Annotated in this window: 21 protein-coding genes; 13 read left to right on the top strand and 8 right to left on the bottom strand. The window is 68.5% G+C overall.

Annotation, left to right across the window (positions count from 1 at the left end):
- Positions 1-30 precede the first annotated feature (30 nt).
- Genes hemB through OPU67_RS05795 form a run of 6 tightly spaced genes read left to right on the top strand, consistent with a single transcriptional unit; the run spans position 31 to position 5,513 of the window.
- Positions 31-1,026 carry a porphobilinogen synthase gene (hemB, locus tag OPU67_RS05820; RefSeq protein ID WP_267618297.1) on the top strand — a complete coding sequence of 332 codons (996 nt, stop codon included), beginning with the start codon at positions 31-33 and terminating at the stop codon, positions 1,024-1,026.
- 1 nt (position 1,027) lies between these two features.
- Complete coding sequence (locus tag OPU67_RS05815) at positions 1,028-1,597, top strand: GNAT family N-acetyltransferase (protein ID WP_267618295.1); 570 nt, start codon at positions 1,028-1,030, stop codon at positions 1,595-1,597.
- On the top strand, positions 1,590-2,144 hold the full coding sequence (locus OPU67_RS05810; protein WP_267618293.1) for a GNAT family N-acetyltransferase: 555 nt from the start codon (positions 1,590-1,592) through the stop codon (positions 2,142-2,144). The genes OPU67_RS05815 and OPU67_RS05810 overlap by 8 nt, the downstream gene beginning before the upstream one ends.
- Positions 2,141-2,698: a GNAT family N-acetyltransferase gene (locus OPU67_RS05805; RefSeq protein ID WP_267618291.1), complete on the top strand. Its 558-nt coding sequence runs from the start codon at positions 2,141-2,143 to the stop codon at positions 2,696-2,698. Before OPU67_RS05810 ends, OPU67_RS05805 begins: the two co-directional genes overlap by 4 nt.
- Positions 2,695-4,938: a spermidine synthase gene (locus tag OPU67_RS05800; RefSeq protein WP_267618289.1), complete on the top strand. Its 2,244-nt coding sequence runs from the start codon at positions 2,695-2,697 to the stop codon at positions 4,936-4,938. The genes OPU67_RS05805 and OPU67_RS05800 overlap by 4 nt, the downstream gene beginning before the upstream one ends.
- Before the next feature lie 11 nt (positions 4,939-4,949).
- A complete protein-coding gene (locus OPU67_RS05795; RefSeq protein WP_267618287.1) occupies positions 4,950-5,513 on the top strand; it encodes a gamma carbonic anhydrase family protein in 564 nt (187 codons plus the stop codon).
- 4 nt (positions 5,514-5,517) lie between these two features.
- Here the strand turns inward: OPU67_RS05795 and OPU67_RS05790 are convergent, their stop codons facing one another.
- The 3 genes from OPU67_RS05790 to OPU67_RS05780 all read right to left on the bottom strand — a co-directional run bounded on the left by OPU67_RS05790 (position 5,518) and on the right by OPU67_RS05780 (position 8,046).
- Positions 5,518-5,817 carry a (2Fe-2S) ferredoxin domain-containing protein gene (locus OPU67_RS05790; protein WP_267618285.1) on the bottom strand — a complete coding sequence of 100 codons (300 nt, stop codon included), beginning with the start codon at positions 5,815-5,817 and terminating at the stop codon, positions 5,518-5,520.
- Positions 5,818-5,896: 79 nt separating this feature from the next.
- Positions 5,897-6,409, bottom strand: a complete 513-nt coding sequence (locus OPU67_RS05785) for a DUF1993 family protein (protein WP_267618283.1) — start codon at positions 6,407-6,409, stop codon at positions 5,897-5,899.
- A 38-nt stretch (positions 6,410-6,447) separates the two neighbouring features.
- Positions 6,448-8,046 carry a cisplatin damage response ATP-dependent DNA ligase gene (locus OPU67_RS05780; protein WP_267618281.1) on the bottom strand — a complete coding sequence of 533 codons (1,599 nt, stop codon included), beginning with the start codon at positions 8,044-8,046 and terminating at the stop codon, positions 6,448-6,450.
- Positions 8,047-8,147: 101 nt separating this feature from the next.
- Between OPU67_RS05780 and OPU67_RS05775 the strand changes: the two genes are divergently transcribed.
- The gene (locus OPU67_RS05775) at positions 8,148-8,459 is read left to right on the top strand and encodes a hypothetical protein (RefSeq protein ID WP_267618279.1); all 312 of its coding nucleotides are present in this window, start codon (positions 8,148-8,150) and stop codon (positions 8,457-8,459) included.
- 103 nt (positions 8,460-8,562) lie between these two features.
- Here the strand turns inward: OPU67_RS05775 and OPU67_RS05770 are convergent, their stop codons facing one another.
- From OPU67_RS05770 to OPU67_RS05760, 3 genes are all read right to left on the bottom strand, one after another.
- Positions 8,563-9,567 (bottom strand): ligase-associated DNA damage response exonuclease, encoded by a 1,005-nt coding sequence (locus tag OPU67_RS05770; protein WP_267618277.1) that lies wholly within the window; start codon positions 9,565-9,567, stop codon positions 8,563-8,565.
- A 68-nt stretch (positions 9,568-9,635) separates the two neighbouring features.
- Positions 9,636-11,996: an ATP-dependent Clp protease ATP-binding subunit ClpA gene (gene clpA / locus OPU67_RS05765; RefSeq protein WP_267618275.1), complete on the bottom strand. Its 2,361-nt coding sequence runs from the start codon at positions 11,994-11,996 to the stop codon at positions 9,636-9,638.
- 134 nt (positions 11,997-12,130) lie between these two features.
- Positions 12,131-12,331, bottom strand: coding sequence for a DUF1192 domain-containing protein (locus tag OPU67_RS05760; RefSeq protein ID WP_267618273.1), 201 nt, complete (start codon positions 12,329-12,331; stop codon positions 12,131-12,133).
- A gap of 96 nt (positions 12,332-12,427) precedes the next feature.
- On the opposite strand from OPU67_RS05760, the gene OPU67_RS05755 reads away from it, so the two are divergent.
- From OPU67_RS05755 to OPU67_RS05730, 6 genes are all read left to right on the top strand, one after another.
- On the top strand, positions 12,428-13,450 hold the full coding sequence (locus OPU67_RS05755; protein WP_267618271.1) for an NAD(P)H-quinone oxidoreductase: 1,023 nt from the start codon (positions 12,428-12,430) through the stop codon (positions 13,448-13,450).
- Entirely contained in the window at positions 13,443-14,072 is a 630-nt protein-coding gene (locus tag OPU67_RS05750; RefSeq protein ID WP_267618269.1) for a glutathione S-transferase family protein, read from the top strand. Before OPU67_RS05755 ends, OPU67_RS05750 begins: the two co-directional genes overlap by 8 nt.
- Before the next feature lie 87 nt (positions 14,073-14,159).
- Positions 14,160-15,068, top strand: coding sequence for a UDP-2,3-diacylglucosamine diphosphatase (locus tag OPU67_RS05745; RefSeq protein ID WP_267618267.1), 909 nt, complete (start codon positions 14,160-14,162; stop codon positions 15,066-15,068).
- A gap of 50 nt (positions 15,069-15,118) precedes the next feature.
- Positions 15,119-16,186 carry a glycosyltransferase family 1 protein gene (locus OPU67_RS05740; protein ID WP_324255345.1) on the top strand — a complete coding sequence of 356 codons (1,068 nt, stop codon included), beginning with the start codon at positions 15,119-15,121 and terminating at the stop codon, positions 16,184-16,186.
- A 100-nt stretch (positions 16,187-16,286) separates the two neighbouring features.
- Positions 16,287-17,021 (top strand): DUF1013 domain-containing protein, encoded by a 735-nt coding sequence (locus OPU67_RS05735; RefSeq protein ID WP_267618265.1) that lies wholly within the window; start codon positions 16,287-16,289, stop codon positions 17,019-17,021.
- 211 nt (positions 17,022-17,232) lie between these two features.
- Positions 17,233-18,906 carry an AMP-binding protein gene (locus OPU67_RS05730; RefSeq protein WP_267618264.1) on the top strand — a complete coding sequence of 558 codons (1,674 nt, stop codon included), beginning with the start codon at positions 17,233-17,235 and terminating at the stop codon, positions 18,904-18,906.
- 231 nt (positions 18,907-19,137) lie between these two features.
- Here the strand turns inward: OPU67_RS05730 and OPU67_RS05725 are convergent, their stop codons facing one another.
- Both OPU67_RS05725 and OPU67_RS05720 read right to left on the bottom strand, forming a co-directional pair.
- Positions 19,138-19,509 (bottom strand): bactofilin family protein, encoded by a 372-nt coding sequence (locus OPU67_RS05725; protein WP_267618262.1) that lies wholly within the window; start codon positions 19,507-19,509, stop codon positions 19,138-19,140.
- Between the two features lie 16 nt (positions 19,510-19,525).
- Positions 19,526-20,626 (bottom strand): M23 family metallopeptidase, encoded by a 1,101-nt coding sequence (locus OPU67_RS05720; RefSeq protein ID WP_267618434.1) that lies wholly within the window; start codon positions 20,624-20,626, stop codon positions 19,526-19,528.
- Positions 20,627-21,056: the final 430 nt, after the last annotated feature.

The following is a 21,056-nucleotide window of genomic DNA, read 5'->3' as shown; positions in this document are numbered from 1 at the left end:
GGCCGCGTCTTGCGCCTAAACCTCCCGGCCATGACCGGAAGCTATCCCAACACCCGCTTGCGCCGCACCCGTGCCCACGGCTGGAGCCGCGCGCTCCACCGCGAGAACATCGTCACCCCCGCAGACCTCATCTGGCCGTTGTTCGTCACCGCGGGCGAGGGCGTGGAGGAGCCGATCGCGACGCTCCCCGGGGTCTCGCGCTGGTCGGTCGACGGGATCGCCAAGCGGGCGAAGGAGGCGGTGGCGCTCGGCATCCCGGTGGTCGCGCTGTTCCCCAACACCCCGCACGACCTGCGCAGCGACGACGGGGCCGAGGCGCACAATCCCGACAACCTGATGTGCCGCGCGATCAAGGCGATCAAGGACGCGGTGGGCAACGACCTGGGCGTGCTCACCGACGTGGCGCTCGATCCCTACACCAGCCACGGGCAGGACGGGCTGGTGGACGACACCGGCTATGTCGTCAACGACGAGACCGTCGCGGTGCTGGTCGACCAGGCGGTCAACCAGGCCAATGCCGGGGCGGACATCATCGCCCCTTCCGACATGATGGACGGCCGGATCAAGGCCATCCGCATGGCGCTGGAGATGAACGGGCACCCGAACGTCCAGATCATGAGCTACGCCGCCAAGTATGCGAGCGCCTTCTACGGCCCGTTCCGCGACGCGGTGGGCAGCGGCGGGCTGCTCAAGGGCGACAAGAAAGCCTACCAGATGGACCCCGCCAACGCCGACGAGGCGATGCGCGAGGTGGCGCTCGACATTGCCGAGGGTGCGGACAGCGTGATGGTCAAGCCCGGCCTTGCCTATCTCGACATCATCTACCGCGTGCGTCAGCGTTTCGACGTGCCGGTGTTCGCCTACCAGGTCTCCGGCGAATACGCGATGATCGAAGCCGCGCAGGCGGCCGGCATCGGCGACCGCGACGCGCTGTTGATGGAGAAGCTCATCGCCTTCAAGCGCGCGGGCTGTTCGGGGGTGCTGACCTACCACGCCCCCCATGCCGCGCGCCTCCTTGCTGGCTGAGATGGGGGCTGACGCCACGCTCGTCACCGAGCGCCTGATCCTGCGCCCGCCCGACGAGGCCGATCTGCCGTGGCTGCTCGAAGCGATGAACACCGATGCGGTGATGCGCCATCTTGCCGGAGTGCGCTCGCCCGAGGCCGTGGCGGCTAGCCTTGCCGAGGATATCGCCGCCTTCGCCGCGCCGGACGGGCACAGGCGGTGGACTGTCTGGCTGCGTGACGGCCCCCAACAGGCAGGCACGCGGGTCGGGCGCGTCGGCCTGTTCCACATCCGCTCGCCCGCGGCCCCGGCGGTGCTGCACGGCCAGCGCGAGATCGGCTGGACCTTTGCCGCAGCGCATTGGGGCCAGGGCTATGCGACCGAGGCGGCCGAGGAGGCCCTCGGCTTCGCCTTCGGGGTCCTGGGGTTGCCCCTGATCTATGCGCAGACCAGCGACTCCAACAGGGCCTCGACACGCATGATGCGGCGGCTGGGATTCACGGCCCGGCCCGAGCTCGGCTATGTCGATCCAGACTATCCTGCACAAGACAACCCGACCACCGTCTGGTCGCTGGCGGCGCCCCATGCCTGAGTTCCGTCACGACACCGCGCGCCTCACCCTGCGCGACTGGCGCGAGGAAGACTGGCCGGAGTTCTGGCGCGTCACCAACACGCCCGCCGTCATGCGCTGGCTCGGCGGCGTGGCGGACGAGGCCGGCCGCGCGGCGGCACGGGCGCGGCTGGAGAGCTACCGGGCCGAGCACGGCCACACCTTCTGGGTGGTCGAGCACTGGGAGGACGGCGCGCTGCTCGGCTTCTGCGGATTGAAGCGCTCGAACCAGGCGGGCGGGCCGCAGGGGATGATGGAGGTCGGCTGGCGGCTGCGCGAGGACGCCTGGGGACAGGGCTACGCCAAGGAGGCCGCCGCTGCCGCGCTCGACCTTTCCTTCGGGCCTTTCGGCGCCGAGGAGGTGATCGCCCTGACGGTCGAGCGCAACCGGGCGAGCTGGGGCCTGATGCTGCGGCTCGGGATGGAGCGGCGCGAGGACCTCGACTTCGCCAGCGGCGAATTCGACGCGGAGAACCCGGTGATCATCGCCTATGCGATCACCCGCGCGCGCTGGCAGGGGGCGGCGTGACGGCGACGGTTCTCACCACCGCCCGGCTGATCCTCCGCCAGATCGGCGAGGACGACCTCGATCCGCACATGGCGCTGCTCAACACGCCGGCGGTGATGCGCCACCTCGGCGGGGTGCAGCCGCGCGAAGTGATCGCCGCCAAGCACGCCGCCTCGCGCGCGAGCTTTGCCGCGCAAGGCTTCGGCTTCATGCTGATGGTCGAGCGGTCCTCCGGCGAGATCGTCGGCCATTGCGGGCTGCGCCACGTCGCCCATCCGCTCGCGCCCAACCCGCAGGATCACGAGATCGGCTGGGTGGTGCGCGAGGATCGCTGGCGCCGGGGCTATGCCCACGAGGCCATGCGCGCGGTGGTGGACTGGGGCTTCGCCGTCCATGGCGTGCCCTTGCTCGTCGCCCTGACCCTCGAGGCCAATGTCGGCAGCTGGCGGCTGATGGAGAAGCTGGGCATGACCCGCCGCCCCGACCTTGATTTCACCGACCCCGCAATGCCACCCGAGGCGAACCCGACGATCCAATACGCGCTCGAGTGGGCGCGATGGGAGGCCCTGCGATGAGTGACAGCCCCGCCGCCGCCATCGGCGCTCCTGCCGCCGCGGCCGAGACGGGATCGCCGCAGCGCTGGCTGTTTGCGGTAACGATCCTCACCGGGAGCTTCCTGCTGTTCCTTGTCCAGCCGCTGGTTGCGCGCATGGCCCTGCCGCGGCTCGGCGGCGCGCCCAACGTCTGGAACAGCGCGATGCTGGTCTATCAGGCGCTGCTGCTGGGCGGCTATGCCTATGCCCACCTGCTTTCGCGACTGCCGGTGGCGCGGCAGGCGCTGATCCACCTCGCGCTGCTGGTTGCCGCCGCCTTCACCCTGCCGATCGCGCTGCCCGATATCGCTGCGCCGGCGGCGGGGAGCGAGGCGTGGTGGGTGCCGTATCTCTTCCTGCTCACCATCGGGCCGCTGTTCTTCGTGGTCTCGGCACAAGCCCCGCTGATGCAGGGGTGGTTCGCCGCGCACCCCCGCGCGGGCGATCCCTATCCGCTCTATGCCGCCTCCAACCTCGGGAGCTTCGCCGGGCTGCTCGCCTATCCCCTGATCGCCGAGCCGCTGCTGCCGATCGGCGCGCAGAGCGGCGCGTGGGCGGCGGGGTACGGCGTGCTGGTGCTGCTGGTCATCGCCGCCGCCATGGCCCGGCGCGGCGCGGCGGCGCCCCGGCCGTCCGCCGAGGTCGGCCTTGCCGACGAGGCGCCCTCGACCATGCGCATCGCCCTGTGGCTGGCGCTCGCTGCGGTGCCCTCGGGGCTGATGCTCTCGACCACCACCCACCTCACCACCGATATCTTCGCGATGCCGCTCTTGTGGGTGATCCCGCTCGGGCTCTACCTCCTCTCCTTCTCGATCGCCTTCGCGGAAAACCGCACCCTCGCGAACGCGCTGACTGCCGCCGCCCCGCTGGTGCTGGCCACCGGCGGCGCGCTCGCGATGCTCCCCTCGGCCGGGACGGGCATGATCGCGGTGGCGGCGAGCCTGGCGATGCTGTTCGTGGTCTCGGTCGCGCTCCACGCGCGGCTCTACGAGGCGCGGCCCGCGCCCGCGCGGCTCACCCAGTTCTACCTCGTCATGTCGGCAGGCGGCGTGCTGGGCGGGCTGTTCACCGCGCTGATCGCGCCGCTGGTGTTCGACTGGACGTGGGAGCACCCGCTGCTGATCCTCGCGGCCGCCGCGCTGTTGCCGCTCGGCGCCTTCGCGGGCCAGCTGGGGCGGATCTTCCGCAGCCCCGATGCCTTCCGCATGGCGGTGATCCTGCTGCTGTTCGTGGTCTTCGTCGGCAGCCTCGCCTTCCACACCCAGCGGATCGAGAGCCCGACGTGGAGCGCCCTCGACATTGCCGCCTTCCTCCTCCTGATCGTCGCCACCACGCTGCTGGCAGCAAAGCGCTGGAGCTATATCGCGGCCTGCCTCGCGCTGATCGCCGCGCTCGGCGCGCTGACCCAGGCGCAGCTGACGCTCAAGCAGGCCCGCAGCCGCAGCTATTTCGGCATCTACACCGTCTCCGACACCCCCTCGGGCGAGCAGCGCCAGCTCCAGCACGGCACCACGCTCCACGGCGTCCAGCTGCGCGCGCCGGGGCGGGAGACCATGGCGACGAGCTATTACGGCGCCAAGGCCGGGGTCGGGCTGACATTGGGCGCCGCCGATCGGCTGTTCGGCCCCGCGGCGCGGGTGGGGGTGGTCGGGCTCGGGGTGGGCACGCTCGCCTGCTACCGCAAGCCGGGCCAGCGCTGGACCTTCTTCGAGATCGACCCCGCGGTGCTGGCCTATTCGCAAGCCCGCCAGTTCACCTTCCTCGAACGCTGCGCGCCAAAGGCGCCGGTGGTGATCGGCGATGCGCGGTTGAAGCTGGAAGCGATGAACCCCGACAGCTTCGATGTCCTGGTGATCGACGCCTTCTCCTCGGACGCGATCCCCCTGCACCTGCTCACCGAGGAAGCCGCGCAGATCTATTTCCGCACCCTGTCTGAGGACGGGCTGCTGCTGATCCACATCTCCAACCGCTTCATCAAGCTGGAGCCGGTGCTTGCCGCGCTCGCCCGCGACGAGGGCCTCGCCGCAGCGATCCGTTCCGACCGGCCGGAGGCGCGGCACCTTTCGGCCTCGGACTGGGTGGTGCTGTCGCGCGACCCGGCCAAGTTTGCCGCGCTGACGGCGGGCGGCGGCTGGCGCCCGCTCGCCAAGCCGGCACCGAGCGTGTGGCGCGACGACTATGCCTCGATCCTGCCGCAGATCATGTGGTCGAACTTCCTGTAGAGGAGCCGCTTATGCAACGCCCCGGCGTCAATATAGTCCCCATCCACGGCAAGACCCCCAGGATCGACGATAGCGCCTTCATCGCGCCCGGCGTGACGATCATCGGCGACGTGACGATCGGGGCGGGCTCGTCGGTCTGGTACAACTGCGTGCTGCGCGCCGACGTGTCGCGCATCGTGATCGGCGCGCGCAGCAACGTGCAGGACGGCAGCGTGCTCCACTGCGACCCGCCGCGCCCGGGCGATCCGGATGGCTCGCCGCTGATCATCGGCGATGATGTGTTGATCGGACACATGGCGATGGTGCACGGCTGCACGATCCATGATCGCGGCTTCGTCGGCCTCGGCGCGATCGTGATGAACAAGGCGGTGATCGGCAGCGATGCGATGCTCGCGGCGGGCGCGATGCTGACCGAGGGCAAGGTGATCGCGCCGCGCGAACTGTGGGGCGGGCGCCCGGCGAAGAAGATGCGCGACCTAGATGAGGCGGCGATCATGGGGATGCGGATCGGGACGGCACATTATGCCGAAAACGCGAAGCACCATGCCGAGGCTGTGGCGGCGGCGCTCGGCTAGGCCCTTAGCGCAACAGCACCGCCTCGTCGGCCACGTCGGCCCCGGCTGCGACGATCCGCCATTCCTGCGGCCGGCGGCTGTCGATGACCACCACGCCGCCTTTCGGGCAGATGCCGAGGCACGGCACCTCGACGATCCCGACCCGCGCCTTTCGGCCCTTGCCCGCGCCCAGTTCGCGCTTCAGGGCGACGGCGAGGCGCTTGTCGTCGGGGCCGAAGCCCAGATCCTTCTTCGCGAGCTTCTTCGAACACTTCCGGCACACCAGCACGGCGTGCGACCAATTGGCGCGGACTTTGGTCTTCATGGACAGCTAAAGTCGCGCAGGCGCCGTTTTGATCCGCGACGCCGGGTCCGGCCAGCAGGTCGCTGGCCGGCAGGCTCCGTCAGGCGACCGGTTGCCTGGCGTATTGGAACATATGGCCCACGAAATCCGCCTTGCCGAGCGGCACGCCTTCCATGCGCAGGATCGCGTAGGTCGCGGTGAGGTGGAAATAGGCCTGGGGGATCGACCAGTCGCGGCAATATTCGTGCGCGCGCATCAGGAAGCCCATGCCGTTGGGGAGGTCGAAGGACACCGCCTCGGTCGAGCTCGGCCACAGGCCCGGATCGGTCGCCGCGAGCTGTGCCTTGGCGGCGGCGATGCGGGCGCGGGCTTCGGCGAAGCTCGTGATGTCGGCGGCATCGAGCGTCAGGCCGAGCGTGCCAAGCCGGTCGAGCGCGACGAGCACCTGGTCGATCGTGAAGCGGATCTGGGTGTGGAGCGCGAACATATCCGGCGCCAGCCGCGATTGCAGCAGCGCCTCGCCCTTTTCGTGGGCTTGCGCCTTGGTGACGAGATGATCGAGCGTGCCGAGGACATTGCCGAAAGTGGCAAGCGCGGCGGTGGCGTAGGACATCGCGGTCTCCCCATGTGTTCCGCCTTGCTAAGCCGCGATCAGTCCTTGATCAATGCCTTGAGCGCCGCGATCCGGTCCGCCTCGTGCGCGGGCTTGTCCCAGCGGATGCGGTGGATGCGGGGGAAGCGCATCGCGAGGCCCGACTTGTGGCGCTTGGAGGCGTGGACGCTATCGAAGGCGACCTCGAACACCAGCTTCCTCTCCACCTCGCGCACCGGGCCGAACTTGTTCAGCGTGTTCTGCCGCACGAAGCGGTCGAGCTTCTTCAGCTCCTCGTCGGTGAAGCCCGAATAGGCCTTGCCGACGGGGAGCAGCTCGGCGCCGGCATCGGGGTCGCCGTCCCAGCAGCCGAAGGTGTAGTCCGAATAGAAGCTCGATCGCTTGCCGCTGCCGCGCTGGGCATACATCAGCACGCAATCGATCAGCAGCGGATCGCGCTTCCACTTGTACCACAGCGCCACCTTGCGGCCCGCGACATAGGGGCTCTCGCGGTGCTTGAGCATCAGCCCCTCGATCGCCTCGTCGCGCGCGGTGTCTCGGATCGCGGCGAGGGCGGCGAAGTCCTCGGCGTCGACGAGGCTCGAAAGGTCGAAGTGGCTGGCGGGCAGGCGCGGCATCAGGCGTTCCAAAGTCGCGCGGCGCGACTTCCACGGGGCCTCGCGCCAGTCGTGGCCCTCGAGCAGCAGCACGTCGTAGAGCCGCACGAAGGCGGGGTAATCCCGGAGCATCGCCTTCGACACGGTCTTTCGCCCGAGCCTTTGCTGGAGCGCATTGAAGCTCGCCGCGCCTCCCGCCTCGCCGCCCTGGGCGGAGCCGCGCACCAGCAGTTCCCCGTCGAGCACCGCGTCCATCGGCAGCACGTCGAGGAGTTCAGGAAAGGTCGCCGAGATGTCGTCGCCCGAGCGCGAATAGACCCGCGTCTCGCCGCCCGCCCGGACCAGTTGCACGCGGATGCCGTCCCACTTCCACTCGGCGGCGTAATCCTTGAGATCGACTACCCCGTCCTCGAGCGGGTGCGCGAGCATGAAGGGCCGGAACCGCGGCGCATGGGCGAGATCGGGCTCAGCGCCGCCATGCGCCGCCCATTGGAACAGCTCGGCATAGGGCGGCGCAAGCGCGTGCCAGTATTCCTCGACCGCCTCCACCGGCACCTCGAAGGCGAGCGCGAAGGCGGTCTTGGCGAGCCGCGCCGAGACCCCGACGCGCATCCCTCCGGTGGCGAGCTTGATGAGCGCATAGCGCCCGTTCGCGTCCATCCGGTCGAGCAGCCCCGGCAGCTCGCGCGGGGCGCTGGCGCGGGTGAGGGCGGAGAGGCGCTCGACCACCTCGGTCAGCGACAGATCCGGTTGCGGGGCGGCATCGTCGGGCTCCGGCCACAGCAGGCTCGCGGTCTCGGCCGTGTCGCCGACGAAATCACGGCTGAGCGCCCACAGCACCGGGTCCACCCGCTCCATCATCAGGGTGCGGATCGTGTTGCTCTTGACCGCGGGGAAATCGAGCCCGTCGGTAAGCGCGGCAAGCGCCCAGCCGCGGTCCGGGTCCGGGGCCTCGCGCAGGTAGGCGGCGATCAGCGCAAGCTTCCGGTTGCGGCTCGTGGTGTAGACCAGCGCGTCGAGGAGGGCGGCGAACTCCTCCATTAGCCGCACGCCCGCAACGGTTCATTGCACGGCCATGCGAATCGGTTAGAGAGAGCGGCGGGCGCGCCGTGGACGCGCGCTAAGGAAAGGAAATCCCCTCCATGAAGTTCGCTCCGCTTGCCGCCCTCGGCCTGGCCGTTGCCGCCATCACCGCCCCCGCCGCCGCGCAGGACGCGCCCGCCGCGCCGACCGCGCCCGCGTCGCTGTTCTCGATCGAGACACCGATCGAGGCGCTGGTCGCCGACGCGCGCGCCAAGGCCGTGCTCGACAAGTACCTGCCCGGCATCGTGCAGGTCCCGCAGTACGATATGTTCAAGGCGCTGAGCCTCAAGGCGCTCGCCCCCTATTCGCAGGGCATGATCAGCGAAGAGCTGCTGACCAAGATCAACACCGATCTGACCGCGATCAAGTAAGCCTTCCTCCCCTGCCGGGGGAAAGGGCCCATCCGCAGGATAGTGGAGGGGGAGGCGCGGCTTTCCGGGCCGCGCCTGCCCTTTCGCATATCGGTGCCCCGCCTCAATCATCCTCGTCCTCGTAGCCGACCAGCGCCAGCGCGCGGGCGCGGCGCTGGCTGAGTTCGCACCAGCGCAGCAGCGCCTCCTCGCGGCCGTGGGTGATCCAGGTCTCCTGCGGGTTCACTTCCGCGATGGTGCGGGTGAGTTCGCCCCAGTCGGCATGATCCGAGATGACCAGGGGCAGTTCGACCCCGCGCTGGCGGGCGCGCTGGCGGACCCGCATCCAGCCCGATGCCATCGCCGTGACGGGATCGGGCAGGCGGCGGCTCCAGCGATCGCCGAGCGCCGAGGGCGGGGCCATGACGATGCCCCCGCGCATCTGGTCCTTGGTCGCATCGCTCACCAGCCGGAGATCGCCGAGCGGGACGCCGTGTGTCTCGTAGAGCCGGCACATCGCCTCCATCGCGCCGTGCAGCCAGATGGTGTCGTGGTGGCCCGCCGCGCGCAGTTCCGCGATCACCCGCTGCGCCTTGCCCAGCGCATAGGCGCCGACGAGGATGCAGGAATCCGGGTTTTCCCGCCGCGCCTCGAGCAGTTTACCGATCTCCTCGCCGATCGGCGGATGGGTGAACAGCGGAAGGCCGAAGGTCGCCTCGGTGATGAAGATGTCGCAGGGGGTGACCTGGAAGGGTTCGCAGGTGGGATCGGGGGCGCGCTTGTAGTCGCCGGTGATGACCACCCGCTCGCCCGCGTGCTCGAGCAGGATCTGCGCCGAGCCGAGCACATGGCCCGCGGGGAGGTAGGTCGCGGTGACATTGCCGCCGATCTCCACGCTCTCGCCATATTCCACCGGCAGCGCGCCCTCGCGGGTCTGGTAGCGCAGCTCCATGATCGCGAGGGTCGCCGGGGTGGCGATGGTCGCCCCGTGCCCGCCGCGTGCATGGTCGGCGTGCCCGTGGGTGACGAGCGCGCGGGCAACGGGCCGCGAGGGATCGACCCAGGCGTCGGCGGGGACGATGTGGATGCCCCAGGGCTCGGGCCGAATCCAGGAAAAGGGGGGGCTCATTGCTGGTTTAAACAAGAAGGGCGCGGAAGAGGTTCCTCTTCCGCGCCCCGTTTGTGTGTCGCTCCGCCTCAGCCCTCGTCGGCTTCCGGCGCCGGGTCCTTCTCGGCCGCAGGTTTCTTCTTCACCGACACCTTCTTGGCGGGCTTCACCTTGGGCGGGGCCGGGGTCATCTCGAAGGCGGGCTTGCCGTCCTTGATGCTGACGTGGACCTCGCCGCCCTCGGCCAGCTTGCCGAACAGCAGTTCCTCGGCGAGCGGCTGCTTGATCTTTTCCTGGATCAGGCGGGCCATCGGGCGGGCGCCGTAGAGCTTGTCGTAGCCCTTGTCGGCGAGCCAGCCACGTGCGTCGCTGTCGAACTGGATGTGGACGTTCTGTTCGGCCAGCTGGAGTTCGAGCTGGAGGATGAACTTGTCGACCACGCGCGCGACGATGCTCTTGCCGAGATAGGCAAAGGGCACGATCGCATCGAGGCGGTTGCGGAATTCGGGGGTGAACATCTTCTTCACCGCCTCGTCGCCCGCGTCGGCCTTCGACACGTCGCCGAAGCCGATGCCCTGCCGCGCCATGTCGGCCGCGCCCGCATTGGTGGTCATGATCAGGACCACGTTGCGGAAATCGACCGTCTTGCCGTGGTGGTCGGTCAGGCGGCCATTATCCATCACCTGCAACAGGATGTTGTAGAGGTCCGGGTGAGCCTTCTCGATTTCGTCCAGCAGCAGCACGCAATGCGGGTTCTGGTCGACCGCGTCGGTGAGCAGGCCGCCTTGGTCATAGCCGACATAGCCCGGAGGCGCGCCGATCAACCGGCTGACCGAGTGGCGCTCCATGTATTCGGACATGTCGAAGCGCTTGAGCTCGATCCCCATGATGGTGGCGAGCTGGCGCGCAACCTCGGTCTTGCCGACGCCGGTGGGGCCGCTGAACAGGAAGGAGCCAATCGGCTTGTCCGGATCGCGCAGGCCCGCACGGCTCAGCTTCATGGCGGTGGCAAGGCGGGTGATCGCCTCGTCCTGCCCGAAGACGACGTGCTTGAGGTCGCGTTCGAGGTTCTCGAGCGCCTTCTTGTCGTCCTTGCTGACCGACTTGGGGGGGATGCGCGCCATCGTCGCGATCACCTGCTCGATCTCGCGCGCGGTGATGGTCTTCTTGCGGCGGCTGGGGGGCACCAACATCTGCATCGCGCCGACCTCGTCGATCACGTCGATCGCCTTGTCGGGCAGCTTGCGGTCATTGATGTAGCGCGCCGAGAGCTCGACCGCGGTCTTGATCGCGTCGGGGGTGTACTTGACCTTGTGGTGATCTTCGAAGGCGGTGCGCAGACCTTTCAGGATCTTGATCGTGTCCTCGATGGTCGGCTCGTTGACGTCGATCTTCTGGAACCGGCGCAGCAGGGCGCGGTCCTTTTCGAAGTGGTTGCGGAATTCCTTGTAGGTGGTCGAGCCGATGCAGCGGATCGCGCCGCTCGACAGCGCCGGCTTCAGCAGGTTCGAGGCGTCCATCGCCCCGCCGCTGGTCGCGCCCGCGCCGATCACAGTGTGGATCTCGTCGATGAACAGCACCGCGTTGGGCATCGCCTCGAGCTCGGTGACGACCTGCTTCAGCCGCTCCTCGAAGTCGCCGCGGTAGCGCGTGCCGGCCAGCAGCGCACCCATGTCGAGCGAGTAGATGACCGCTTCTGCCAGCACCTCGGGCACATCGCCCTCGACGATCTTGCGCGCGAGACCTTCCGCAATCGCGGTTTTGCCAACGCCCGGATCGCCCACGTAGAGGGGATTGTTCTTGGAGCGGCGGCACAGGATCTGGATCGTCCGGTCAACCTCCGGCCCGCGGCCGATCAGCGGGTCGATCTTGCCGCTTTCCGCCTTGGCGTTGAGGTTGACGGTAAACTGGTCGAGCGCGGTTTCCTTCTTGTTGCCGCCCGCTTCCTTGGTCTGCGCGGCCTCTTCCGCCTTGTCGGTCCCCTGCGGGGTCTTGCTCTCGATCTGTCGCCCGCCCTTGCCGATGCCGTGGCTGATGTAGCTCACCGCATCGAGGCGGCTCATGTCCTGCTGCTGGAGAAAGTAGACGGCATAGGAATCGCGCTCCGAAAACAGCGCGACCAGCACGTTCGCGCCGGTGACGGTGTCCTTGCCCGACGACTGGACGTGGAGGATCGCGCGCTGGATCACCCGCTGGAAGCCGGCGGTGGGCTGCGGATCGGCGCCGTCCTCGGTCTTGAGGCTCTGGTATTCCTGATCGAGATACTGCTTCACCACCTCGCCCAGCTCGGCAAGATCGACCCCGCAGGCGGCCATCACCTGGGCTGCGTCCTCGTCGTCGATCAGCGCGAGCAGCAGGTGTTCGAGCGTGGCATATTCGTGCCGCCGTTCGGACGCGTTGCCGAGCGCGTTGTGCAGCGTGCGTTCGAGGTTCTGGGCGAAGCTGGGCATGGGAGAGGCCTTCTAGCGGGGAGGGTGGGCCCGGGTGTGGCGGGCGGGGAGACTCGGTTTCCTGCAATATGGGACAAGCTGCGCGAATTGCGACTCCCCCGCATCAGGAATGCGACGGATTGTTGCGCGCGCGCTCATCCCGGCTTTCCGAACAGAGCGTCGGCGGCGGCACGGTGTGCGGCGGCCTTGTCCCGATGCGCCCTGACGCGGGCGATCTCCGCCTCGAGCAGGGCGATGCGTTCATCCAGTTCGGCCTGCGAATAGGGGCCGAGATCCTCGCCCGCGAGGCGAGTCGCCGCGTCTCCACTGGGGCGTGGGCGATCGGGTTCTTCCATCGCGTCGCAGCATCCGCCCCAAGCGGCTTGCTGTCAATCGGCGAGGCGGTTATCGCGGTGCAAGAGTGGTTAATGGGGCGCCCCGGGGGAACACAGATGATCGCAAGCACCGGCTTTGAAGTGCCGGACACCATGCAATCGATCGGGATGGACGCGCCCGGCGGGCCTGAGGTGCTGCGGCTCCAGACGTCGGCCCTGCCGCGCCTGCGCCCCGACGATGTGCTGATCCGCGTCGCCTATGCCGGGGTCAACCGCCCCGATTGCCTCCAGCGCGCCGGGCTCTATCCGCCGCCACCCGGCGCATCGCCGCTGCTGGGGCTCGAGGTTTCGGGCGAGGTGGTCGCCGTCGGCACCGAAGTCCCGCGCGAGATGATCGGTCAGGTCGTCGCCGCGCTGACCCCGGGGGGCGGCTATGCCGAATATTGCGCGGCGCATTGGCAGCACTGCCTGCCCGTTCCCGAGGGGATGATGCTGGCCGAGGCTGCGGCGCTCCCGGAGACGCTCTTCACCGTGTGGCACAACCTGTTCGAGCGCGGCCTTGCCCGTGACGGGGAGACGGTGCTGGTCCACGGCGGCACTTCGGGGATCGGCACGACGGCGATCCTCCTCGCCAAGGCCTTCGACATGGAGGTGATCGTCACCTGCGGCGATGACGCCAAATGCGCCGCCGCGACCCGCATCGGCGCAGATCTCGCGATCAACTACCGTGAGCAGGATTTCGTCGAGGCGGTGCTGGCGCACACCGAGGGCAAGGGCGTCCATGTCGTGCTCGACATGGTCTCGGGCGATTACGTGCCGAGGAACCTCAAATGCCTCGCCGAGGACGGGCGGCACGTCACCATCGCGGTGCTGGGCGGCCCGCGCGCCGAACTCAACATGGCGCAGATCATGATGCGCCGGCTCACCCTGACCGGATCGACCTTGCGCCCGCGCTCGGATGCCTTCAAGGCCGCGCTCGCCGACGACATCGCGCAGAACGCCTGGCCGCTGTTCACCGAGGGCGAGTTGGCGCCGATCATGGACGCGACCTTCCCCCTCGCCGAGGCCGCCGCCGCCCACGCGCGGATGGAGCAGGGCGAGCACATCGGCAAGATCGTGCTCGAGGTGGCCGGTGGCTGACACGTTGATCCTCCACGAGGATCCCCGCAGCGGCAACTGCTACAAGATCAGGCTCACCGCCGCGCTGCTCGGCCTGCCGCTGGCGACGCGCGGCTACGACATCATGAAGGGCGAGACGCGGACGCCGGAATTTCTGGCCGGGGTCAACGCCAATGGGCGCATTCCCGTGCTCCAGATCGGTGACGGCGATGGCGCGCGCTTCTTGCCCGAGAGCAACGCCGCCTGCTGGTATCTCGCCCATGGCACGGCGCTTGTCCCCGAAGACCGCTTCGCGCAGGCCGATATGCTGCGCTGGATGTTCTTCGAGCAGTACAATCACGAGCCCAACATCGCGACGCTGCGTTTCTGGCTTGCCTTCGTGGGCGAGGCGAAGCTTTCGGCCGAACAGCGCGCGCAGATGATGCCCAAGCGCATGGCCGGGTGCGCGGCGCTGCGGCTGATGGATGGCCATCTTGCCGCCAATGCCTTTTTTTGCGGTGACGCCGCGACGCTCGCCGACATCGCCTTGTTCGCCTACACGCACGTGGCCGAAGAAGGCGGCTTCGCTCTGAGCGACTATCCCCATATCCGGTCATGGATCGGGCGGATGCAGGCGCTCCCCGGTTTCGTGCCAATGCAATGACTTGAAACCGTCACGGCTCTGTGAGTCGGGTGTAACAATTCGCTGTCATCGCAAGCCCAGCGCAAATCACGATGCAAGGGCTGCCCGATGACCGCTGCCGACCTCGAAACGCTGCTTGGCGACAATGTCGCAAGCTTTCCGCTCACCGCCCCGCGCTGGCCCGAGCCCGAAGGCAACCCCCGTCGCAGCTACCGCACGGTGTGGATCAGCGACGTTCACCTGGGCACCAAGGGCTGCAACGCCGAGCTGCTGATCGACTTCCTCGACAATGTCGACAGCGAGACGATGTACCTCGTCGGCGACATCATCGATGGCTGGCGGCTGAAGAAGAAGTTTTATTGGCCATCCGCCCATAACGACATCGTCTGGCGGATCATGAAGCGCGCGCGTCGGGGCACGCGGGTGATCTACATCCCGGGCAACCATGACGAGATGTTCCGCCAGTTCACCGGCCTCAATTTCGGCGGGATCGAAATCCGCCGCGCCGCATTCCACGACACCGCCGACGGTCGGCGGCTGATGGTGCTGCACGGCGACGAGTTCGACGCGGTGATGCTCTCGCACCGCTGGCTCGCCTTCGTCGGCGACAGTGCCTACCACCTGATGATGGGCCTGAACCAGGCGGTGAACGGGGTGCGGCGCCGGCTGGGGCTGCCCTACTGGTCGCTGTCCAAGGCGGCCAAGCACAAGGTCAAGAACGCGGTCGAGTTCATCGGCAAGTACGAGGAAGTCGTCGCCCGCGCCGCCGGGGAGCGGGGGGTCGACGGGGTGGTGTGCGGCCATATCCACACCGCCGAGTTCCGGATGTTCGAGCACCATGGCCGCGCCATCGAATACTGGAACGACGGTGACTGGGTGGAGGGCTGCAATGCGCTCGTCGAGCATCATGACGGTCGGATGGAGATCCTCCATTGGCCCGAGGAGATGAAGCGCCGCGCCGCCGCGCAGGACACCCTCGCCGAGAGCGGCGACGACGGGGCCCGCGAAGCGGCGTGAGCTGCAGGGCGTCCTTCCCAGTCGACGCTGCGGGGTCGCCGCCCGCCTCGATCGCTCCCGCCGGGCACAGCCCGGCATCGATCGCGATCGTCACCGATGCCTGGCACCCGCAGACCAACGGTGTGGTGCGCACGCTCTCTACCACCTGCGCGGTGCTGCGCTCCTGGGGTCACGAAGTCACCGTGATCTCGCCCGAGACCTACCCCTCGATCCCTGCGCCGACCTACCCCGAGATCCGCCTCGCGCTCACCGCTCCGGGTGCGGTGGGCCGGCAACTCGCGCGGATCAAGCCCGAGGCCGTGCACATCGCCACCGAAGGCCCGCTGGGCTTTGCCGCACGGCGCTATTGCGTGCGCCGCCGGGTGCCGTTCACCACCGCCTATCACACCCAGTTCCCCGATTACCTGGCGCGGCGCACCGGGCTTCCGGCGAGCGTCTTCTGGCCCTACATCCGCTGGTTCCACCGCCCGGCCGAGACGATCATGGTCGCCACCGAGACGATCCGCGCCCAGCTGCGCGCGCAGGGCCTCACCCGCCTTACCCACTGGAGCCGGGGGGTGGACCTCGCCTGCTTCTCTCCCCAAGCGCCGCCGCCGCCCGAATATGCCGGGCTCGCCGGGCCGATCCTCCTCTATGTCGGGCGGGTCGCGGTCGAGAAGAACATCGAGGCCTTCCTCGCGGCGCCCTATCCCGGCACCAAGGTGGTGGTCGGCGACGGCCCGGCGCGCGCGGCGCTTCAGGCGAGGTTCCCCGACGCGCTGTTCCTCGGCAAGCGGAGCGGCGTCGAACTGGCGGGCTGCTATGCCGGGGCGGACGTCTTCGTCTTCCCCTCGCGCACCGACACCTTCGGCCTCGTCATGATCGAGGCGCTTGCCTGCGGCACGCCGGTCGCCGCCTTCCCGGTGGCGGGGCCGCTCGACATCCTCACCGACCGGGTCGGCGCCATGTCCGAGGACCTCACCCGCGCGATCGATGCCGCGCGCTATTGCGACCGCAAGGCCTGCGCCACCTACGGGGCGAGCTATTCGTGGGAATCCGCCACCCGCCAGTTCCTCGCCGGGCTCGTCGCGCTGGAGGAGGAAGAGGCCGTCTCGCTCGGGGCGGCGCTCGCCTTCTGACGCAACATTGCTTGCCGTTTCGCCGGGTTTCGCCTATCTGAGAATCCAAGAGGCCGCTCCGAAAGGGGCGGCCCTTCTATTTTCAACGGAGATTCCCCTCATGGCGACCAGTCAGCCCAAGCCGCTGATGCCCCATGCCACCGCCACGTGGCTGGTGGACAACACCGCGCTGTCCTTCGAGCAGATCGCCGAGTTCTGCGGGCTGCACATCCTCGAGGTGCAGGCGATGGCCGACGATCTCGCGGGCAGCAAGTACACCGGGCGCGATCCGGTGCATTCGGGCGAGCTCACCCAGGCCGAGATCGAGAAGGGCCAGGCCGATCCCTCCTATTCGCTCAAGATGCACAAGGCGCCGGTCGAGGTGACGCGCACCAAGGGGCCGCGCTATACCCCCGTGTCGAAGCGTCAGGACAAGCCCGACGGCATTGCCTGGATCCTGCGCAACCACCCCGAGGTGTCGGACGCGCAGATCAGCAAGCTGATCGGCACCACCCGCAACACCATCGGCGCGATCCGTGACCGCTCGCACTGGAACATCCAGAACATCACGCCCAAGGACCCGGTGACGCTCGGGCTCTGCTCGCAGCGCGAGCTCGATGCGATGGTCGCCAAGGCCGCCAAGCGCGCCGGGATCACCGAGGACGCCGACGCCCCGGTGCGCGGCGACCGCAACGAGCGCGAGAAGCTGATCGAGGAACTGCGCGCCGAGCGTGACGCGCAGGCCAAGGCCGCGAGCGAGGCCGCGCAGGAAGCCGAGGCCGAAGCCTGGCTCGCCCGCCGCCGCGCCGCCGAGGCCGAAGAGCAGAAGATCGACCCCGAGAGCGGGTTTATTTGATGTTCTGATTGCGGGGGCGCCTCCGCGCCCCCGTCCTCGGCGCTGTTCCTCCACTTCGCTTCGCTTCGTTCCGTGCACCTGCGGCTCGCGCCGTGCGCTCGCGGCCCGTCCGTTGGCGGGCCGAAGTCGCTCTGTCCCACTTGCCTAGAATAAGGCGGCTCTCCGCCACTTTCGCTTGTGCGCCAAGCCATTGTGCGCCAGAATTACTGACATGACTGTCAGTATCGCGCCCGCCCCAGCCGCCTATCACCATCCGACCCCGCTCGATACGCCGTTCGCGCCGATGAGCCTCCCGGCAATGCTCGAGCGCACCCTGCGCCGCAACCCGGATGCGCCGTTCCTGCATTTTCTCGGGCGGACCTACAGCTATCGCCACATTCATGCGCAGGCACAGGCTTTCGCGCTCGGCCTTGCCAAACTCGGCCTCGCCAAGGGCGACCGCGTTGGCCTGTTCCTTCCCAACGTGCCGATCTACGCCGCCGCCTATTACGGGGCGATGATGGCGGGCGCGGTGGTGGTGAACTTCTCGCCGCTCTATTCGGTCGAGGAGCTGAGCTGGCAGGTCGGCGACAGCGGCACCCGCGTGCTGGTGACGCTCGACGTGCCGGAGCTCTACAAGACGGCCGCCAAGGTGCTCGAGGGATCGGCGTTGGAGACGCTGGTGGTGGGCAGCCTCGCCGACCAGCTGCCGTGGTACAAGGGACTGGCGCTCAAGCTGTTGAAGCGCAGCCAGATTGCCGAGGTCGCCCATGGCCCGGCGGTGAAGAGCTGGGCGGAGATGACCCCGGCGGGCACGCCGCCTTCCGTGGAAGTCACACCTGCCGACCTCGCCCTGCTGCAATACACCGGCGGCACCACCGGGCGGCCCAAGGGGGCGATGCTCGGGCACGACCAGCTTTCGGTGAACGCCCAGCAGGTTGCCGCATTGAACCCTTTCGGCAATCCGACTGCCGAGGTGTTCATGGGGGCGCTGCCCTTCTTCCATGTCTTTGCCAACACCGCATTATTGAACCACGCCTGCGTCACCGGCGCGTCGATCGCGATGGTGCCGCGCTTCGAGACCGCGCAGGTGCTCGCAACGATCCAGCAATACCGCTGCACCGGCTTTCCCGGCGTGCCGACGATGTTCCAGGCGATGCTCGACCACCCGGACCTCGCCAAGACCGATCTTTCGAGCCTCAAGGTCTGCATCTCGGGCGGCGCGCCGATGCCCGGACCCGTCCACGAGAAGTTCGAGGCGGTGACGGGTGTCCGCATCTGCGAGGGCTATGGCCTCACCGAGAGCGCCGGGGTGGTCTCGGCCAACCCTTATGACGGGTTCCGCAAGCGCGGCACGATCGGCCAGTTGATCCCCGGGACCGAGGTCGTGCTGCTCGACAAGGAAGACCACACGAAACTCGCTCCCGCAGGCGAGCCGGGTGAGCTGGCGGTGCACGGCCCCCAGGTGATGCGCGGCTACTGGAACCGTCCGGAGACCGATGCCGACACCTTCGTCACGATCGAGGGCAAGCGCTACCTGCGCACCGGCGACGTCGCGCGGGTCGACGCGGACGGCTTCCTCGAGATCGTCGACCGCATCAAGGACATGATCGCCGTCGGCGGCTTCAAGGTCTTCCCGAGCGTCGTCGAGGACGTGATTCTCGAGCACCCCGCAGTCAAGGAGGCGCTGGTGATCGGCGTTCCCGAGGCATACCGCGGCGAGGTGCCGCGCGCCTATGTCACTCTCAACGAAGGCGCCAGCGCCACCGGCGAGGAGCTCGCCGCGTGGCTCAACGCCCGCATCGGCAAGCACGAGCGGGTCGACATGGTGGTGGTGCGCGAAAGCTTGCCCAAGACCATGATCGGCAAGCTCGACAGGAAGACGCTGCGGGCCGAGGTGCTATGACAGTCGCAATGTTTCACGTGAAACATTCCTGACCAATGCCATCGTCATCCCAGCGGAAGCTGGGATTTTGGGCCGAAAGCGCCCCCCTGACCCGCCCCAAGCGCCAGCTTTCGCCGGGGTGACGGGGGGCTGGAGGGGGTCTAGCGCCGACTTAGACGAGGCTGGAGGGGGTCTAGAGAAGCAAGGGGCCCACCCCCGGCCCCTCCCGCAGGCGGGAGGGGGGATGCAGGCTTACTCTGCCGCCTCGACGCGCGGGGCGCTCGGCACGGCCTTCACCGCCTGCCGGGCATTGGGGGCGAAACGGCCGTCGACCTCGGCGCCCTGTTCGATGGTCAGCGCGTCGTAATGCACGTCGCCCTCGATCCGGGCGGTCTTGAGGATCACCAGCTCGCGCGCGGTGATCGAGCCCGACACCTTGCCCGCCAACCGCGCGCTTTCCGCAACGACAGCGCCGGAAATGCTGCTCTTCTCGCCCTGCACCAGCGAAGCGCACTTGATGTCGCCCTCGATGGTCCCGTCGATATGCAGGTCGGCGGTGGCGGCGATGTCGCCGCGGATCGTCACGTCGGCGCCGATCACCGAGAAGGTCGATCCGTTGGCCATGCTGCTGCTGCTCCTGTTAACGGGCCGCGCGGGCGGCGGCGACGGGACGGTTGGATCCGGTTCGGCGGACTTCCTTGAGAACATCGGGGGCGGCCTCCAGAAACGGGCGCGGGTTGACCGCGCGGTCATTGATGCGGACTTCGAAATGCAGGTGCGGACCGGTCGAGCGCCCGGTGCTGCCGAGCCCGCCGATGGTCGCTCCGGCGGCGACCTCCTGGCCGACCCGGACACCGATCCGCGACAAGTGCGCGTAGCGGGTCAACATCCCGTTACCATGGGTGATCTCGATCGCGTTGCCATAGCCCGACTTCTGTCCGGCAAAGGTCACGCGGCCGTCGGCGGCGGCGAAGATCGGCGAGCCGACCGCCCCCTTGAAATCGATCCCGGCGTGCATCGCGCCCTGCCCGTTGAACGGATCGCGGCGATAGCCGAAGCCCGAGGTGATGTTCTGGTCGCTGGCCGGCACCACCTGCGGGATGCCGTCGATCGCGCGTTCGAGCACCGCCATGCGCGCAAGGCTGAGGCCGAGGCGCTCGAAGCGGGGATCTTCGGCGCCCTTGATCGCCTCGAAGGGACCGCCCATCGCGGCCTGCGTGTTGCGGCTCAGGAGGTTGGGATCGAGATTGAGCTTGCGGATCGCCGCCTCGGCGCGGCGCGCGCGGGCATCGGCGAAGCGGGTGAGGCGCTCGGCGAAGGCGAGCTGGCGCGCCTCGATCGCGGCGAGGCCCTTCGCCTGCGGGATCAGCGCGCCGACCTTCTTGACGGTCGCCTCGGCCTCGGCGGTGGAATCGCTGACCGTCCCGGTCGCCGCGCCTTCCTGGACCATGTCCTCGGGAAGCATCCGCGCCATTTCCTCGAGGAATTCCTGGCGCTCCTGAAGCTCGCCCACCACCTTGTCGAGGTTGCCGCCGTAAGCCTTCAGGCGCTCGCTGGCGGTGGCGACCCGCGCCTTTTCCGCAGCAAAGGAGGCAAGGTCGGCCTGCGCGCGGTACTGGCTCCAGGCCATGACAGCGAGCGCGACGAGCCACAGGACAACCATCGCGACGACGCCGGCGGCGATGCGCATCTGGAGCTTGGAGGAAATCCTGACAAAGCGCACCTGACCATCGGCGCGCATGAAGAATTCGCGATCCGGGAACCACAGCCGCAGCCGTTCCCCCCACGCCTGTGCGGTTTGTTTCACTGACAAATGCGGCCCCGATTATCGTTGTGACTGCCCCACGGGCGGTCCCGCTATCAAGCCGCGCGGGCGCGGTCGAATCCTATGTTCCTGACACAGGTGAGCGGAAAAGGATTCGCGACGAACTGCGTGCGCAGCCCAACATGGGCCGCCGCTTGATCGGGTGGGACTTGCCGGGTGGCCGCGACCGGCCGATTCGCAGCTGCCGCGCGGGCCTGACAGGTGCTCCGGGCGGTGCTAGGACACGCGCATGAACGTCGCCTTCGACCCATCCGCAACCGCCACCGATCCCGAAGCGCTCGTCACCGGCCTCGCACGCGCCGCCCGGCTGGCGCGCCGCGCGCTCGCGGCGATGCCCGGCGCCGCG

It is taken from the genome of Erythrobacter sp. WG, from assembly GCF_026586795.1.
Taxonomy (GTDB): domain Bacteria; phylum Pseudomonadota; class Alphaproteobacteria; order Sphingomonadales; family Sphingomonadaceae; genus Erythrobacter.
The sequence above is the reverse complement of the archived record's forward strand: the minus strand, read 5'-3'. Positions and strand labels throughout refer to the sequence as shown.

Excerpts from the sequence above, each read along its gene's own strand:
- hemB (WP_267618297.1), top strand. The coding sequence starts at position 31 with ATGACCGGAAGCTATCCCAACACCCGCTTGCGCCGCACCCGTGCCCAC.
- OPU67_RS05815 (WP_267618295.1), top strand. The coding sequence starts at position 1,028 with ATGGGGGCTGACGCCACGCTCGTCACCGAGCGCCTGATCCTGCGCCCG.
- OPU67_RS05810 (WP_267618293.1), top strand. The coding sequence starts at position 1,590 with ATGCCTGAGTTCCGTCACGACACCGCGCGCCTCACCCTGCGCGACTGG.
- OPU67_RS05800 (WP_267618289.1), top strand. The coding sequence starts at position 2,695 with ATGAGTGACAGCCCCGCCGCCGCCATCGGCGCTCCTGCCGCCGCGGCC.
- OPU67_RS05795 (WP_267618287.1), top strand. The coding sequence starts at position 4,950 with ATGCAACGCCCCGGCGTCAATATAGTCCCCATCCACGGCAAGACCCCC.
- OPU67_RS05790 (WP_267618285.1), bottom strand. The coding sequence starts at position 5,817 with ATGAAGACCAAAGTCCGCGCCAATTGGTCGCACGCCGTGCTGGTGTGC.
- OPU67_RS05785 (WP_267618283.1), bottom strand. The coding sequence starts at position 6,409 with ATGTCCTACGCCACCGCCGCGCTTGCCACTTTCGGCAATGTCCTCGGC.
- OPU67_RS05780 (WP_267618281.1), bottom strand. The coding sequence starts at position 8,046 with ATGGAGGAGTTCGCCGCCCTCCTCGACGCGCTGGTCTACACCACGAGC.
- OPU67_RS05775 (WP_267618279.1), top strand. The coding sequence starts at position 8,148 with ATGAAGTTCGCTCCGCTTGCCGCCCTCGGCCTGGCCGTTGCCGCCATC.
- OPU67_RS05770 (WP_267618277.1), bottom strand. The coding sequence starts at position 9,567 with ATGAGCCCCCCCTTTTCCTGGATTCGGCCCGAGCCCTGGGGCATCCAC.
- clpA (WP_267618275.1), bottom strand. The coding sequence starts at position 11,996 with ATGCCCAGCTTCGCCCAGAACCTCGAACGCACGCTGCACAACGCGCTC.
- OPU67_RS05760 (WP_267618273.1), bottom strand. The coding sequence starts at position 12,331 with ATGGAAGAACCCGATCGCCCACGCCCCAGTGGAGACGCGGCGACTCGC.
- OPU67_RS05755 (WP_267618271.1), top strand. The coding sequence starts at position 12,428 with ATGATCGCAAGCACCGGCTTTGAAGTGCCGGACACCATGCAATCGATC.
- OPU67_RS05745 (WP_267618267.1), top strand. The coding sequence starts at position 14,160 with ATGACCGCTGCCGACCTCGAAACGCTGCTTGGCGACAATGTCGCAAGC.
- OPU67_RS05735 (WP_267618265.1), top strand. The coding sequence starts at position 16,287 with ATGGCGACCAGTCAGCCCAAGCCGCTGATGCCCCATGCCACCGCCACG.
- OPU67_RS05730 (WP_267618264.1), top strand. The coding sequence starts at position 17,233 with ATGACTGTCAGTATCGCGCCCGCCCCAGCCGCCTATCACCATCCGACC.
- OPU67_RS05725 (WP_267618262.1), bottom strand. The coding sequence starts at position 19,509 with ATGGCCAACGGATCGACCTTCTCGGTGATCGGCGCCGACGTGACGATC.
- OPU67_RS05720 (WP_267618434.1), bottom strand. The coding sequence starts at position 20,626 with ATGCGCGCCGATGGTCAGGTGCGCTTTGTCAGGATTTCCTCCAAGCTC.